This window comes from Pseudoflavonifractor intestinihominis (genome assembly GCF_040096055.1).
Lineage (GTDB): Bacteria > Bacillota > Clostridia > Oscillospirales > Oscillospiraceae > Pseudoflavonifractor > Pseudoflavonifractor intestinihominis.
In genome coordinates, this window is record NZ_JBBMFK010000037.1 from 1 (window position 1) to 15,932 (window position 15,932).

Below are 15,932 nucleotides of genomic sequence, written 5' to 3' on the forward strand. Positions count from 1 at the left end.
GAAACAGGAAACGGCATGACCGAAGCCATGCCGTTCCTGCGAAAACCGATATTGCTTTCTTATGACCCCCGACCATGCGGCCGGGGGGCTTTTCCCGTGGCCGCGGCCCGGGGAATTCGCTCCTTGCCTTTCAGGGCACGCTATGCTAAAATTGATAAAAATGGATGGGCGCGGGGGCTGGTACGGATGTCCGGCGCGCACGCTGCCGCCGGGCGGCGGCTTCCAACGGCGAAAAAAACCGGAGGTGTGTCATGAAGATTCAGGAATCCGCGGAGAACTATCTGGAGACCATCCTGATGCTCAAGGAGGAAAAGGGCGCGGTGCGCTCTATCGATATTGCCCGCAAGATGGATTTTTCCAAGCCCAGCATCAGCCGGGCCATGAGCCTGCTGCGGGAGAACGGCTATATCACCATGGACAAGGAGGGGCTCATCGACCTGACGGACGCGGGCATGGAGATCGCCTCCCGCATCTACGAGCGGCACCGGTTCCTCAGCAAGTGGCTGGTGGCCCTTGGGGTGTCGCCGGAGACGGCGGCGGAGGACGCGTGCCGAATTGAGCACGACGTGTCGGACGAGACGTTCCAGAAGATCAAGGAGCATATCGCCGGGAAGCTTCCGGAGGAATAAGCGCGGCAGATCTTACCCCCGGCCCTTTGGCGGCCGGGGGTATTTTATGCGCCGGACGGCGGCGGAGAGGAGAAGCGGCATGATCGCGGACCTGCATATTCATTCGAAATACTCCCGGGCCACCAGCGCCCAGTGCGTGCCCGAGTACCTGGACCTGTGGGCCAGGCGGAAGGGTATCGGGCTGGTGGGCACCGGCGACTTCACCCACCCGGCCTGGCGGGCGGAGCTGGCGGACAAGCTGGAGCGGGACAGGGACGGCCTGTACGTGCTGAAGGAGGAATTCCGCCTGCCCGAGGAGATTCCCGGCGCAGACGCGCCCCGCTTTGTGGTCACCGGGGAGATCAGCACCATCTACAAGAAGGACGGCAAGGTGCGGAAGGTCCACAGCCTCATCCTGCTGCCCCACCTGGAGGCGGCGGAGGAGCTGTCCCGGCGGCTGGAGGCCATTGGCAACATCCGCTCCGACGGACGGCCCATTCTGGGCCTGGACTGCCGGGACCTGCTGGAGATTACCCTGGAGGCCTGTCCCGAGGCGGTGTTCATCCCCGCCCATATCTGGACGCCCCATTTCTCCGTCTTTGGGGCCTTCTCGGGCTTTGACGCTCTGGAGGACTGTTTTGGGGACCTGACCGGGGAGATCCACGCCCTGGAGACCGGGCTCTCCTCCGATCCGCCCATGAACTGGCGGCTCTCCGCCCTGGACGGCTACCAGCTGGTGTCCCACTCGGACGCCCACTCGCCGGCCAAATTAGGCCGTGAAGCAGATTTACTTGACATCCATCCCGACTATGCCGGCCTGCGCCGGGCCCTGTGTACCGGCGAGGGCCTGCTGGGCACCCTGGAGTTTTTCCCCGAGGAGGGGAAGTACCACCTGGATGGCCACCGGACCTGCGGCCAGTGCCTGACGCCGGTGGAGACGGTGGCGGCAGGGGGCAAGTGCCCGGTGTGCGGCAAGAAGGTGACCGTGGGGGTGCTCCACCGGGTAGAGGAGCTGGCCGACCGGCCGGAGGGCTTCCGCCCTGAGGGGGCCAAGGACTTCCAGAGTCTGGTGCCCCTGCCGGAGGTCATCGCCGCGTCCCTGGGGGGCAGCCCGGAGAGCAAGAAGAACGCCGCCCTCTATGAGCGCATGCTCTCCCGGCTGGGCACGGAATTTCACATCCTGCGGGACGCGCCTGTGGAGGACATCGAGCACACCGCCGGGCCCTGCGTGGCCGAGGGCATCCGCCGCCTGCGCAGCGGCCAGGTGGAGCGGACGGCGGGGTACGACGGGGTGTACGGCAAGATCGGCCTGCTGACCGACGGGGAGCGGGAGACCATCAGCGGCCAGGTGAGCCTGTTCGGCGCCGCCGCGCCCGCCGAGAAGAAGGGCAAGGAGCACAAGTCCCTGCCGGTGAAAAAGGCGGCGGAGGAGGGGGAGCAGAGGCACACGGCAGCGGCAGCCGGGCTCAACGAGGCCCAGCGGGCCGCCGTGGAGGCGGACAGCCGTGCAGTGGCGGTGTCCGCCGGGCCGGGCACGGGCAAGACCCGCACCCTGGCCTGCCGGATCGCCCATCTGATCGGGGACTGCGGGGTGAGCGCCGGGCAGATTACGGCGGTCACCTTCACCAACCGGGCCGCGGAGGAGCTGCGGCAGCGGCTGGAGCACGTACTGGGGGGCAAGCGGGCCCTGCGCGGCCTGACGGTGGGCACCTTCCACGCCATCAGCCTGAAAAACCAGCCCGGCGTGTGCCTGCTGGACCAGTCCGAGACCCTGGCCCTGGCGGAGGAGGCGGCGGGGGAGACCCTGTCCCCCGAGGAGCTGCTGCGGGCGGTGTCCATGGAGAAGAACGGCCTGCCCGTGGCGCTGAGCGAAGAGGAGCAGAAGGCCTGCGCGGCCTATCAGTCCATGCTGAAAGAGCGCGGGGCCATGGACTTTGACGACCTGCTGCTTGCCGAGCTGGCGCGGGCGGAGGGTGCGCCGGACAGGGATCTGCGGCCCTTCACCCACCTGCTGGTGGATGAGTTCCAGGACTGCGACCCTGTGCAGTACCGCCTGCTGCGGGCCTGGAACCGGGCGGGAGAGAGCCTGTTCGTCATCGGCGACCCGGACCAGTCCATCTACAGCTTCCGGGGCGGGGACGGGACCTGCTGGCAGCACCTGGCGGAGGACTGGCCGGAGATATGTACCGTCCGCCTGACGGAGAACTACCGCTCCCGGGCGGAGATCCTCCGTTGCGCCCTGCCGGTCATCGAGAAGAACGGCGGCGGGCCCCGGGGGCTGTGCAGCGTCCCAGGCCCCGGCGGTGCGGTGCGGCTGGTGACGGCGGACAGCCCCCTTTTCCAGGGAATATTCGTGGCCAAGGAGATCGGCCGCCAGGTGGGCGGCATGGACATGGTGTCCGCCGACGGGGAGGGGCAGCGCACCTTCTCCGACTTTGCGGTGTGCTGCCGGACCCGGCGTCAGCTGGAGCTGCTGGAGCAGTGCCTGCGGAAGGAGGGCATTCCCTGCGCAGTGGCCGGTGGGGGCGGCTTTCTCACCCACCGGACGGTCCGGGGGGCGCTGGCCTTTTTCCGGGCGCTGGCCTTTCCGGAGCGGGAGGACCCGGCGCTGGCCCTGATGCTGGGCTTTGACTGCCCGCCGGACACGGCCCGGGCCGCTGCGGAGGTGTGGAAGAAGGCGGCGGGCAGCCCCGTGGAGCGTGCCAGAGCTGCCGAGGGGGCCTGTCCTGACGCGGAAGCCCTGTCCCGCTGGCGGGCGCTGATGGAGCAGCTGGCGCCCCTCATGGGCCGGGACAAGCCGGTCCGGCTGCTGGAGGCCTACGGCCGCGGGGTGGGCCAGGCAGGGGCGGAGCCCCTGGAGCGGCTGATGGACATGGCGGTGTTCTACCGCCGGATGGAGGATCTGCTGCTCAGCCTGGCGGTGGGCCGGGAGGCCGACCTGCTGCGCAGCGCCGGACAGGGGTACCAGGCGGGATATGTGACCCTCACCACCCTCCACGCCGCCAAGGGCCTGGAGTTCCCGGTGGTGTTCCTCTGCGGGGTGGAGAAGGGGCTGCTACCCTACCAGTCCCGCCGCAGGGCGTCCGACCCGGCGGAGGAGCGGCGGCTGTTCTACGTGGGCATGACCCGGGCCATGGAGGAGCTGATCCTGGTCACCGGGCCGGAGCCGTCCCCCTTCCTGGGGGACATCCCGCCGGAGGCCATGGAGACGGAGCAGGCCGTGCGGCCTGTCCGGGGCGGCGGGGACGGCCAGCTGAGCCTGTTCTGAGGCCTAACGGACCCGGTCCCGCCAGAGGCGGAAGACGCCGCTGTCGTGGAGCTGTTTGAGGAAGATGGCGGCCAGGGGGGAAAAAATCATGCCCCACACGCCGAAGGCCCGGAAACCCACGTACATGGCCAGGAGGGCGGCCAGGGGCGGCAGCCCTGCCTTTCGGCCCACCAGCCTGGGCTCCAGCAGGCTGCGCACAGCGGACACAAGGCCGTAGAGCACGGCCAGACCCAGGGCCAGCCTCCAGTCTCCGGAGAGCAGGGAGAACAGGGCCCAGGGGAGAAGAATTGTCCCCGTACCGAAGACGGGCAGTGCGTCCACCAGAGCCACCAGGGCGGCCAGCAGCAGGGCCAGCTCCACCCGCAGCACCAGGAAGCCCACCGTCAGCTCGCCGAAGGTGATGAGCATGAGCAGGCCCTGGGCCCGCAGCCAGCTCCCAAGGGTGTCCTTAAGCACGGGGACGGCCTTGCCCAGCCGTCCCCGCCAGGCTGCCGGTATCTGCCGGGAGAGGAAGGCGAGCACCTGGGGCCGGGCTGCGCTGGAGAAGTAGGCGGCCAGGGCGGTGGTGAAGAGGAAGAGCATGGCGTCGGGCACGGCGGAGGCCGCCCCGGCGGCAATGCTGGCCAGGCGGTCGTAGAGCCTGGCGGGCAGGGAGATGCCCTGGCGGATGAAGCCGTCCAGGGCGTCTTTTGCGAAGTCCTGGAGCTGGACAGGGAGGGCCACGATAAAGCGGTAGGCCCAGTCGCCCACCTGGTCGCCCAGGGCGGGCAGGCCGGAGAGCAGCACGGGCAGGCGGCCCAGCAGCAGGGCCAGCTCGTACCCCACCCGCCACAGGATCAGGCCCAGGGCGCCGCAGAGCAGGAGGACCAGCCCCACGGTGGTGAGGGCTGCGGCCAGTCCCCGCCTGAGCCGGAACCGGCTCATCAGCAGCGTGACGGCGGGCTCCATCAGCCAGGCCAGCCCCAGGGCCAGCAGGAAGGGGAGCACCCAGGGCAGCAGCACGGTGAGGGCCAGCCACACCCCGGCGGCGGCCAGAGCCGCACAGAGCAGGGTCAGCAGGACACGGACAAGGCGTTTTTCGGTCACGGACAGGACCTCCTGTGAAAAATGACGGAATATAGGGATTGAGAGGGCGGAAATCTGTGGGAATCTGCCCAGCGGTTTGGGGTTGCGTTTGCCCCTTTACTGTGCTAAAATGGAGTTCACACACAGACAAATGACCTTGTTGCAAAGACAAGAAGCCAGGAGGCTGCATAGAATGGCGAAGAAACCCAAATACTTCATTGTGGATGCGGAGGCGTTGCCTGAGGTGTTCCTCAAGGTGGCCGAGGCCAAGCGGATGCTGGAGACCGGAGAGGCGGACACCGTCAACCGGGCCACCAAGGTGGCGGGCATCAGCCGCAGCGCCTTTTATAAGTATAAGGATGCGGTCCGGCCCTTCAACGACATGCTCAACGGGCGGATCGTCACCTTCCAGATCATGATGAAGGATGAGCCGGGGGTACTCTCCGCGGTCCTGAATATCTTTGCCCGGACGGGTGGGAATATTCTCACCATCAACCAGGGCATCCCGGTGAGCGGCTGCGCGGCGGTGACCATCGGCGCGGAGACCTCCGGACTGGAGGAGCCGGTGGAGGACCTGATGAACCGGGTGGCCGCCCAGGAGGGCGTGATCCGATGCGAGATCCTGGCGGGGTAAGGACCGCCGGGCCCATTACAGCGATACAGAGAGGAAGAATGGTATGACAGTAAATGTAGCGATTCTGGGCTTTGGCACGGTGGGCTCCGGCGTGGCCGAGGTGCTGACCAAAAACCACACCCACATTGACGAGAAGGTCCACAATCCCGTCTGCCTGAAATACATCCTGGATGTGCGTGACTTCCCGGACAGCCCCTTTGGGGACAAGATCGTCCACGACTTCAGCGTGATTGAGAACGACCCTGAGGTCAACATCGTGGTGGAGACCATCGGCGGCGCCAAGATCGCCCGTGAATTCACCGAGCGGGCCCTGAAGGCGGGCAAGAGCGTGGTGACCTCCAACAAGGAGCTGGTGGCCACCTGCGGCTACGACCTGCTGAGCCTGGCCAAGGAGCACGGCGTGAGCTATCTCTTTGAGGCCAGCGTGGGCGGCGGCATCCCCATCATCCGCCCCCTGAGCCGCTGCCTGGCGGCCAACGAGATCCAGGAGATCTGCGGTATCCTTAACGGCACCACCAACTACATCCTGACCCGGATGATCAAGGCGGGCCTGTCCTTTGAGGCGGCGCTGAAGGAGGCCCAGCAGAACGGCTACGCCGAGAAGGACCCCACCGCCGACATCGAGGGCGAGGACGCCTGCCGGAAGATCTGCATCCTGGGCGCTCTGGCCTTTGGGCGGCACATCTACCCCGACCAGGTGCCCACCGAGGGCATCACCAAGGTGACCCTGGCCGACGTGGCCTATGCCGACGCCTGCGGGCGGAAGATCAAGCTGCTGGGCCGGGCCATCCGCCAGCCGGACGGCCGGGTGTGCGCCTATGTGGCGCCCCATCTGGTCAGCGGCGAGGACCCCCTGAGCGGCGTGGAGGACGTGTTCAACGCCATCACGGTCCGGGGCGACGCGGTGGGCGACGTGATGTTCTACGGCCGGGGCGCGGGCAAGCTGCCCACGGCCAGCGCGGTGGTGGCCGACGTGATGGACGCCGCCCGGCACATCAAGTCCATGAAGTATATGGCCTGGGGTCCCGGCGGGGACGACGTGGTGGCCCCCACGGACGGCCTGGAGAGCCCCTGGTATGTCCGCGCCGCTGCGGACGCGGAGGAGGTCCGCGCGGCCTTTGGCGAGGTGAATTTCCTGGCCCGTCCGGGCGCACCGGCGCAGGAGACCGCCTTCCTCACCGGGCCCATGACCCGGAGCCAGGTAGAGAACAAGCTGGCGGGGCTGGAGAAGCTCTCTCTCTTCCGGGTTCTGGATTGACAGCGGCTGCCCGGCGGCATAGAATAGGGCAGGCGGAACAGGGCCTGGACCGGGCCGGACAGGGCCAGGCCGGCGTTTCCGGCGTGCCGCCGAGAAACACACTCATTGGGGGTACATAGAAATGGGACTCATTGTACAGAAATTTGGCGGAAGTTCGGTGGCGAACGCGGACAGGATCCGCAACGTGGCCCGCATCATCACCGAGACCTACCGCCGTGGACATAGCGTGGTGGCGGTGCTGTCCGCTCAGGGCGACACCACCGACGACCTGATCGCCAAGGCCGCGGAGATCAACCCCAACGGCTCCAAGCGGGAGATGGATATGCTCCTGTCCACCGGCGAGCAGATCTCCTGTTCTCTGTGCGCCATGGCCATCGAGGCCATGGGCTATCCGGTCATCTCCCTCACCGGCTGGCAGGCCGGCGTGCGCACCAATTCGGCCTACTCCAACGCCCGTATCAAGCGGGTGGCGCCGGAGCGTATCCTGGCCGAGCTGGACAAGAAGTGCATCGTGATCGTCACCGGCTTTCAGGGCATCAACAAGTATGACGACATCACCACCCTGGGCCGCGGCGGGTCGGACACCTCCGCCGTTGCGCTGGCGGCCACCCTGCACGCGGACCTGTGCCAGATCTACACCGACGTGGACGGCGTCTATACCGCCGACCCCCGCCATGTGGAGGGCGCGAAAAAACTGGACGAGATCACCTTCGACGAGATGCTGGAGCTGGCCACGCTGGGCGCCCAGGTGCTCCACAACCGGTCCGTCGAAATGGCAAAGCGGTACAATGTCAATCTGGAGGTGCTCTCCAGCTTCTCGGGCAACCCCGGGACCAAAGTCAAGGAGGTCGTGAAGAACGTGGAAAAGACGCATGTGAGCGGTGTAGCCAAGGACAAGGACGTGGCCCGGCTGGCCCTGGTGGGCCTGGCCGATACTCCGGGCATTGCCTTTAAGATTTTCTCCCTGCTGGCCAAGGCCAGGATCAACGTGGACATCATCCTCCAGTCCATCGGCCGGGGCGACACCAAGGACATCAGCTTTACGGTCCACAAGAGCGACAAGGACGAGGCCAAGCGCCTGCTGGAGGAGAACAAGTCCTACCTGGGCTTTGACCACATCGACGTCAGCGACGACATCGCCAAGGTGTCCATCGTGGGCGCCGGCATGATCAACAACCCCGGCGTGGCCTCTCTCATGTTCGAGGCGCTGTACAACGCGGGCATCAACATCAACATGATCTCCACCAGCGAGATCAAGGTCTCCGTCCTGGTGGACGCGGACGACGCGGACCGGGCGGTGCAGGCCATCCACAACAAGTTCTTCTCCGAGTTCGGCGGGAACGTGTAAGACCCCTAAAAGGCATAAAAAAGGCGCGGAGCCCAGTGCTCCGCGCCTTTTTGCGCTGTGATGGGGATGCTCAGGCCTCCGGGTCCTCGCCGCCCGCGGGGCGGAGAGGGGAGACGTCGTGCTCCAGGCAGATGGCCGGGCCCTCCGGGGTGAGGGCCTGGAATTCCGTCTGGATGCGCTGGCCGATCTGGAGGGCGTTCTCCCGGGAGGCGTCCAGCACCATGAGCAGGAACTGGCAGCTGCTGTACTGGGTGAACACGTCGCCCGCCCGGACGGAGCGCTGGATAACCTGGTGCAGCATCTCCATGTACCGCTTCCGGTTTTCCAGGGGGATGAAGTCGCCGTTTTTGTCGGTGAGGGTCAGGAGGATGATATAGGCGCTGGAGCTGCTGCGGCGCAGGCCGCGCGCCACAAAGCGGAAGATCCGGCGGAAGCTGTCGTAATCCTGGCAGTAGGCCCCGGGCGCCAGGGAGTCCTCGGTCAGGTCCTGGCGGATGCGCTTCATATCAATATGGATGCCTTTGGCATTTCCAGACAAAACGGTCATAAGAATGCCTCCTGGTTATATATTTTATATAATATGTGCTTTATTTAGATATAATATCACCAATTCCTATAAATTTCAAGAGATAACCGAAAAAGGAGAGAAAAAAAGCGGAAGGCGCACAGCCTTCCGCTTTTTTGGACGCAAACCAATCAGTCTGCCAGATCCAGATACTTTTTCACCAGCTCCTGGAGCAGCTCGTCCCGGTCGAGACGGCGAATCAACGCGCGGGCGTTGTTGTAATTGGTGATATAAGTGGGGTCTTCAGAGAGGATATAACCCACGATCTGATTGATGGGGTTGTAGCCCTTCTCCTGAAGAGAGTTGTAGACAGACGTGAGAATATCCTTGATCTCCTGGCCTTTGTCATAGTTGAGACTGAATTTTCTTGTGTAGTCTATCTCCATAATCGGGTACACCTCCCAAGGCTGTGGACAGCCTGTAACTGTTTCCTATTCTACCCGAAATCCCTTGAGGTGTAAAGGGGGGTATGGGAAAATTAATAAAAGATTTAATCCTTGCCGGGGCACAGGAAGACCGGCGCAGGACAGCGGCGGACCGGCGTATGCGGGGAGCAAACGTGTATTTTTGGGCTGGACGGACGGCTTGGGGGGCAGGGGGCCGCCCAAGCCGCCGTTCTCGGGGAAGTCAGCGCAGGACAGCACCCAGCTCGGACTCCAGGAGGGCCAGCACGCTCTTCACATCCTCATCCGCCGCCCCGGGAAAGGCGCGGCCTTCCCCAGGGACCCCGGAATCTTATCTCAATGGGCGGAGTGAATCCGCCCATGAGCAAGGTTTTGCCGGGGCAAAACGCTTGGACGCGCTGACGCGCGGAGCGCCGAGGCGAGGAAGTCAGCGCAGGACAGCGCCCAGCTCGCTCTCCAGGAGGGCCAGCACGCTCTTCACATCTTCATCCGCCTCGGCGGCGGTGAGGGAGCGGTCGTCGGCCCGGAGGACCAGGTTGAAGGCCACGCTCTTCTTGCCGGCTGGGATGGGCGCGCCGGTGTAGATGTCGAAGAGCTCCACTTCCTTCAGCAGGCCCTTGGCGCCCCGGAAGATGCAGTCCTCCAGCTGGGCCACGGTGACGGCGGTATCGCACACCACGGCGATGTCGCGGGTCACGCTGGGGAAGCGGGGGAGAGGCTCATACCGGGCCTCGGGGGCCCGCTGGGCCATCAGATCCTTGAACTGGAGCTGGGCGGCGAACACGTCGCAGTCCATGCCGTAGTTCTGAGCGGTGAGGGGGTGGAGCTGGCCGAATACGCCCAGCATCACGCCGTTGGCCTTCACCTCGGCGCAGCGGCCGGGGTGGAAGGCGCCGATGTCGCTGCGGGCCTCAAAGGTCACGTTCTTCACGTTCATGGCCGCCAGAATGGCCTCCACCGCGCCCTTGAAGGTGAAGAAGTCCATGCCGTCGCCGTAGGCGCCCAGGGAGAGCATCTGCTGCTCATCGGCCAGGTCCTGGCCCTCCACGGGGGTGTAGACGGTGGCCAGCTCGTACAGCTTGGCGCTCTTGTTGCGGTAGCTGAAGTTGCGGGCCAGGGTCTCCAGCATGGAGGGCAGGGCGGTGGTGCGCATGACACTGGTGTCCTCGCCCAGGGGGTTGAGGATGGTCACGGACTTGCGCTTGGGAGAGTCGGCGGGCAGCCGGATTTTGTCGTAGTAGGAGGGGGAGATGAAGGAGTAGGTGATAATCTCGCTGAAGCCGAAGCTGCGGCACAGGGTGCCCAGCTTGCGCTCGGCCTTCTGCTTCTCGGTGTAGCCGCCCTGGGTGGTCTCGCCCTTCATCAGGGTGACGGGAATCTTGTCGTAGCCGTGGAGACGGGCCACCTCCTCGGCGATGTCGGAGTAGTGCTCCACGTCGCTGCGCCAGGAGGGGACAATGATGGTGTCGCCGTCCAGGGTGAAGTCCAGCCGCTTGAGCATGGCGCGCATCTCCTCCTCGGAGATATCGGTGCCCAGCAGGCCGTTGATCTTCTCAGGCTCCAGCTTGACGGTGCGGGGGTTCTGGTCGGCGGCGATGACGTCGATGACGCCGTCAATGACCTCGCCGCAGCCCAGCAGCTCCACCAGCTCGCAGGCCCGCTGGACGCCCTTGTAGGTGTTCATGGGGTCCAGGCCCTTCTCGTACCGGGCGGAGGCGTCGGTGCGCATGCCCAGGGCGGTGGCGGTGCGGCGGATGGACACGCCGTTGAAGTTGGCGGACTCAAAGACCACCATGGCGGTGTCGCCCACGATCTCGGAGTTGGCACCGCCCATGACGCCGGCCACGCCCACGGGCTTGTGCTCGTCGCAGATGCACAGCATGGAGGTGGTCAGCTTGCGGTCGTTGCCGTCCAGGGTCTGGATGACCTCGCCCTCACGTGCGGTGCGGACCACGATCTTGCCGCCGTCCACGCAGGAGAAGTCAAAGGCGTGCATGGGCTGGCCGTACTCCAGCATGACGTAGTTGGTGATGTCCACGATGTTGTTGATGGGGCGCACGCCGGAGGCACGCAGCCGCTCCCGCATCCACAGGGGGGAGGGGGCGATCTTCACGTTGCGCACCATGCGGGCGGTGTACCGGGGGCACAGCTCCGGGTCCTCAATCTCCACGTCCAACAGCTCGGCGATGCTGGTGCCGTCGGTGCCCTTGACCTCGGGGGTGTGGAGGGTGAGGGGCTTGTCGAAGGTGGCGGCGGTCTCACGGGCCAGGCCGATGACGCTCAGGCAGTCGGGCCGGTTGGGGGTGATCTCGAACTCCACGATGTGGTCGTTCAGGCCCAGCAGGGTGGGGATGTCGTCGCCGGGCTGGGGGTTCTTGGCGGCCAGGTCGGGGTCGCTCTGGAGGATGAAGATGCCGTCCACCACGCTGTGGGGCCAGTCGTGGTCGGTCATGCCCAGCTCCTTGTAGGAGCACAGCATGCCGTTGGAGGCCTCGCCCCGCAGCTTGCCGGCAGTGATGTGCACGCCGCCGGGCAGCCAGGAGTCGTCCTTGGCCACGGGCACCAGGTCGCCCACGGACACGTTCTGAGCGCCGGTGACGATCTGGACGGTCTCACCGCCCACGTCCACCTGGCAGATCCACATGTGGTCGGAGTTGGGGTGGCGCTCCATGGACAGCACCTTGCCAACCACCACGTTCTTGATCTCCTGGCCCTCCACGGTCACGCCCTCCACCTTGGAGCCGGAGAGGGTCATGGCGTCGCAGTATTCCTTGTCGCCGGCGGGCACGTCCACGAACTCCGCCAGCCATTTTCTCGAAAGATCCATTCTCTATTCTCGTCCTTTCCGTCCGCCCGGGGAGCCGGGGGACGCGGTGTATTTCAAAGGTAAGGCTCAGAACTGGCTGAGGAAGCGCATGTCGTTCTCAAAGATGAGCCGCAGGTCGGTGATGGAGAAGCGGCGCATGGCCATACGCTCCACGCCGATGCCGAAGGCGAAGCCGGAGTACACATCGGTGTCGATGCCGCAGCCCTCCAGCACCTTGGGGTGGACCATGCCGGCGCCCAGCAGCTCGATCCAGCCCTCGCCCTTGCACACCCGGCAGCCCTTGCCGCCGCAGGCGTGGCACTGGACGTCCACCTCGCAGGAGGGCTCGGTGAAGGGGAAGTGGTGGGGGCGGAAGCGGGTCTTGGTGCCCTTGCCGTAGAGGGCCTCAACAAAGGCGTTGAGGGTGCCCTTCAGGTCGGCCATGGTGATGCCCTTGTCCACCACCAGGCCCTCCACCTGATGGAACATGGGGGAGTGGGTGGCGTCCACCTCGTCCTTGCGGTACACCCGACCGGGGGCGATGATGCGGATGGGGGGCTTCTGCTTCTCCATGACCCGGACCTGCATGGGGGAGGTCTGGGTGCGCAGCAGGAGGGAGGAGTCCTCCTTGATATAGAAGGTGTCGCCCCACTCGCGGGCGGGGTGGCCCTCCTCGGTGTTCAGCTTGGTGAAGTTGTACTCGGCCAGTTCGATCTCGGGGCCCTCAGCCACCTGGAAGCCCATGCCGATGAAGATCTCCTTCAGCTCGTCCAGAGCGATGGACATGGGGTGCTTGTGGCCCAGCTCAGGCCGCTTGCCGGGGATGGTCACGTCCAGCTTCTCGGCCTCCAGCCGCTGGTTGAGGGCGGCCTCCTCGATGGCCTTGTGCCGCTGGGAGAGGGCCTCGGTGAGGGCCTCGCGGACCTCGTTGGCCAGCTGGCCCATAACGGGCCGCTCCTCGGCGGACAGGGAGCCCATCATCTTCAGGACGGCGGTGAGCTCGCCCTTCTTGCCCAGGTACTTGACCCGCAGGCCGTCCAGCTCCTGGGCGTCCTTGGCTCCGGCCAGGGCGGCCAGGGCCTCGGCGCGGATCTGTTCCAGTTTTTCCTTCATAGCTGCAACTCCTTTTTCTGGACGGCCGGCGAGCCGGCCGCCCTCACTTTATAAGACAGGTGCCCGTGGTCTGCGCAACAAACTTCATGCGCCAAGAGCACACTACGAAAACAGGCAAAGGCCAGCGGCGCATGAAGTTTATGCGCATATGGGCCGTTCCGGCCCATGCGCTTTGATTCCATGGCCGTGCCGCCGGAGGCGGCACAGGGCCATTTTTGTTGTGCTTTTGCATAACAAAAAGCCTTTCCTCCCAATTGCTTGGGACGAAAGGCAAACCTTCCGCGGTACCACCCGCATTCGCGCGCAGACGCGCACGCACTTGATGCCGCTGTAACGGATGGCAAACCGTCCGCGTCTTTCCCCGCGGCCGCTCCCAGGCGAACCAAGCGCGTGCTCCGCAGGCGGCTTTCAGCCGGTGACCGCCATTCTCTGCTCCGAAGTTTCCGCGCTATTTTCCTGTTCCTCGCGTTTCGTTACCGCCAAATATATCACAATAGCGGAAAAATTGCAAGATGAATTTGGGTCATTTGAGGCGAATGTGCGAAGTAGCGCCGTGACGATTGACGGAACGTGCGGGGTGACCTATAATATAGGCCTATTATTAGGAATAGGGCCTGAGGGCCGGGAAAGAGAGAAAGAGGAGCGTGATCCACAATGAATATCGCCACAGCGGCGCAGATGCGGGAGATGGACCGGACAGCCATAGAGGAGCGGGGGATACCCTCGGTACAGCTGATGGAGGCGGCGGCCTGCGCGGTGGCCCGTGCGGTCAGTGAGTTGGCCGGAGGCAAGACCGACGGCCGTGCGGTGCTGTTCTGCGGCCCCGGCAACAACGGCGGCGACGGCGTGGCCGCTGCCCGCTTCCTGCTGGAGATGGGCTGGGAGGTGCGCTGCGTCCTGGTGGGCAAGCGGGAGAAGATGAGCGCTGACTGCCGGGAGATGGAGTGTCGGCTGGAGCAATCCGGTGGAAAGCTGGAAGACTTTACAGATTCTGACCCCCAGTTTGCGGCCTGGAGCCTGGAGGCCGACGTGATGGTGGACGCCCTCTTCGGCATCGGCCTGAACACCGACCTGCGGGGCGACGCTGTGACGGCGGTGCAGATGATGAACACCTGCGGCGTACCGGTGGTGTCGGTGGACATCGCCAGCGGCGTGGAGGCGGACACGGGCCGGGTGCTGGGCACGGCGGTAAACGCTGCAAAGACAGTTACCTTTACACTGCCTAAGGCCGGACACTTTGTGGGCAAGGGCGGCCTGTGCTGCGGTGCGCTGGAGGTGGTGGACATCGGCATCCCCGACGACCTGGTCCAGCGGGAGTCCTACCCGGTGACCAGCGTGGACCGGAGCAGGGTGTCCCTGCCCGTCCGGCCCCGTGACGCCCACAAGGGAGACTTCGGCCGGGTGTACATCCTGGGCGGCAGCGTGGGGCTGTCGGGCGCGCCGGTGATGGCGGCTCAGGCGGCGGTGCGCACCGGCGCGGGCCTGGTGACGGTGGGCGTGCCCGCCCCCATCTGGTCTGTGGCGGCCACCAAGCTGGACGAGGCCATGCCCCATCCGCTGCCTGCCGGCAAGGACGGCAAGCTGGAGCTGGCGGCCACCGAGCCGCTGCTGGAGAAGCTGGGCGGCAAGTGGGTGTGTCTGCTGGGCCCCGGTCTGGGCCGGTCCAACGCGGTGGACGCGGTGGTGCGGCATGTGCTGGCCGAGACCACCCTGCCTGTGGTGCTGGATGCCGACGGCATAAATGCGCTGGTGGGGCATATGGATGTACTGGATAACCGTGGGGCCTGCACCATTCTCACCCCCCACGACGGGGAGTTTGCCCGGCTGACGGGGGCCCTTCCGGGGGAGGACCGGCTGGCTGTGGCCCGGGACTTTGCGGAGGCCCACAGCTGCTGCCTGGTGCTCAAGGGACACCGGACCATCACCGCCTTCCCCGACGGGACGGCCTACATCAACACCACCGGCAACCCGGGCATGGCCAAGGGGGGCAGCGGGGATGTGCTGTCCGGTATTCTGGTGTCCCTGCTGGGGCAGGGCTTCACGCCCCGGGAGGCGGTGCCTCTGGCGGTGTGGATCCATGGCCGGGCGGGGGACCTGTGCGCCGAGGCCATGGGGGAGTACAGCATGACTCCCACGGACATCATCCGCATGCTGCCCCGGGTGATGCGGGAGCTGACGAAATAATCGGACAGGGAGGAGAGGCTTGTGCGCCGGAGGAAGATCGGTGCACAGATGATGATCCTGGCCCTTGTGCTGCTGGCGGGCTGCGGCCGGGACAGCGGAGCGGGCCGGGGGGCGGAGGAGCTGGCGCTGGAGATCCGCACGGAGTACATCGGCATGACGGCCCTGTCCGCCGGGCTGGAGGTCACGGCGGACTACGGAGAGCGGGTATATACCTACGGCATGGCTCTGGCCTGGGACCAGACGGAGGGCACCACCCTCACCCTGACTGCCCCCGAGGAGGTGGCGGGCGTGACCCTGCGGGTGCAGGACGGGGAGACGGCCTTGGAGTACGACGGCGTCCGGCTGGAGACCGGGCCGCTGTCGGAGGAGGGGGTCTCGCCGGTGGACGCGGTGCCCGCCCTGCTGGGCCAGGTGCGGGAGGGGTTCATCGCCGAGTGCTGCACGGAGCAGCTTGGGGAGCAGGAGACCCTCCGGGTGTGCTACCGGGCGCCCGATGCCCAGCCTGGGACCGGCACTGAGACCACAGTCTGGTTTGACGCCGCCAGCCACGCCCTTCTCCGGGGGGAGGTGGCGGTGGACGGCTTTACCGTTCTCCAGTGCGTGTTTTCCGATGTTCAGATGGCCTGAGGAAAACAGGAAGAGCTGCACGGGATTGACAAGCAGGAGGGAAAGGGCCATA

Annotated in this window: 13 protein-coding genes; 8 read left to right on the forward strand and 5 right to left on the reverse strand. The window is 65.7% G+C overall.

Features of this window, described 5'->3' with window-relative positions:
* From WMO64_RS15815 to WMO64_RS15825, 3 genes are all read left to right on the forward strand, one after another.
* Positions 1 to 255 (forward strand): hypothetical protein (locus WMO64_RS15815; protein WP_349232605.1); only part of this gene is annotated, 255 nt, incomplete at its 5' end.
* On the forward strand, positions 252 to 629 hold the full coding sequence (locus tag WMO64_RS15820; RefSeq protein ID WP_294520961.1) for a metal-dependent transcriptional regulator: 378 nt from the start codon (positions 252 to 254) through the stop codon (positions 627 to 629). The genes WMO64_RS15815 and WMO64_RS15820, both read left to right, overlap by 4 nt.
* A 79-nt stretch (positions 630 to 708) precedes the next feature.
* Positions 709 to 3,876, forward strand: a complete 3,168-nt coding sequence (locus tag WMO64_RS15825; protein ID WP_349232606.1) for a UvrD-helicase domain-containing protein — start codon at positions 709 to 711, stop codon at positions 3,874 to 3,876.
* Between the two features lie 3 nt (positions 3,877 to 3,879).
* Here the strand turns inward: WMO64_RS15825 and ytvI are convergent, their stop codons facing one another.
* Entirely contained in the window at positions 3,880 to 4,962 is a 1,083-nt protein-coding gene (gene ytvI / locus WMO64_RS15830; protein WP_349232607.1) for a sporulation integral membrane protein YtvI, read from the reverse strand.
* A 172-nt stretch (positions 4,963 to 5,134) separates the two neighbouring features.
* On the opposite strand from ytvI, the gene WMO64_RS15835 reads away from it, so the two are divergent.
* From WMO64_RS15835 to WMO64_RS15845, 3 genes are all read left to right on the forward strand, one after another.
* Positions 5,135 to 5,575 (forward strand): ACT domain-containing protein, encoded by a 441-nt coding sequence (locus WMO64_RS15835; protein WP_040647742.1) that lies wholly within the window; start codon positions 5,135 to 5,137, stop codon positions 5,573 to 5,575.
* Positions 5,576 to 5,618: 43 nt separating this feature from the next.
* Positions 5,619 to 6,833 (forward strand): homoserine dehydrogenase, encoded by a 1,215-nt coding sequence (locus WMO64_RS15840; protein ID WP_349232608.1) that lies wholly within the window; start codon positions 5,619 to 5,621, stop codon positions 6,831 to 6,833.
* Between the two features lie 121 nt (positions 6,834 to 6,954).
* Positions 6,955 to 8,181 carry an aspartate kinase gene (locus WMO64_RS15845; RefSeq protein WP_294520949.1) on the forward strand — a complete coding sequence of 409 codons (1,227 nt, stop codon included), beginning with the start codon at positions 6,955 to 6,957 and terminating at the stop codon, positions 8,179 to 8,181.
* A 70-nt stretch (positions 8,182 to 8,251) separates the two neighbouring features.
* Here WMO64_RS15845 and WMO64_RS15850 read toward each other — a convergent pair whose 3' ends face one another.
* The 4 genes from WMO64_RS15850 to pheS all read right to left on the reverse strand — a co-directional run bounded on the left by WMO64_RS15850 (position 8,252) and on the right by pheS (position 13,069).
* Positions 8,252 to 8,728 carry a nucleotidyl cyclase domain-containing protein gene (locus WMO64_RS15850; protein ID WP_294520947.1) on the reverse strand — a complete coding sequence of 159 codons (477 nt, stop codon included), beginning with the start codon at positions 8,726 to 8,728 and terminating at the stop codon, positions 8,252 to 8,254.
* Positions 8,729 to 8,877: 149 nt separating this feature from the next.
* A complete protein-coding gene (locus WMO64_RS15855; RefSeq protein ID WP_294520943.1) occupies positions 8,878 to 9,132 on the reverse strand; it encodes an IreB family regulatory phosphoprotein in 255 nt (84 codons plus the stop codon).
* 445 nt (positions 9,133 to 9,577) lie between these two features.
* Positions 9,578 to 11,977: a phenylalanine--tRNA ligase subunit beta gene (gene pheT / locus WMO64_RS15860; RefSeq protein ID WP_349232609.1), complete on the reverse strand. Its 2,400-nt coding sequence runs from the start codon at positions 11,975 to 11,977 to the stop codon at positions 9,578 to 9,580.
* A 66-nt stretch (positions 11,978 to 12,043) separates the two neighbouring features.
* Positions 12,044 to 13,069, reverse strand: a complete 1,026-nt coding sequence (gene pheS / locus WMO64_RS15865) for a phenylalanine--tRNA ligase subunit alpha (protein WP_294520935.1) — start codon at positions 13,067 to 13,069, stop codon at positions 12,044 to 12,046.
* 654 nt (positions 13,070 to 13,723) lie between these two features.
* On the opposite strand from pheS, the gene WMO64_RS15870 reads away from it, so the two are divergent.
* Complete coding sequence (locus tag WMO64_RS15870; RefSeq protein ID WP_349232610.1) at positions 13,724 to 15,253, forward strand: NAD(P)H-hydrate dehydratase; 1,530 nt, start codon at positions 13,724 to 13,726, stop codon at positions 15,251 to 15,253.
* Positions 15,254 to 15,274: 21 nt separating this feature from the next.
* Complete coding sequence (locus WMO64_RS15875; protein WP_294520929.1) at positions 15,275 to 15,880, forward strand: hypothetical protein; 606 nt, start codon at positions 15,275 to 15,277, stop codon at positions 15,878 to 15,880.
* The last annotated feature ends 52 nt before the right edge of the window (positions 15,881 to 15,932 follow it).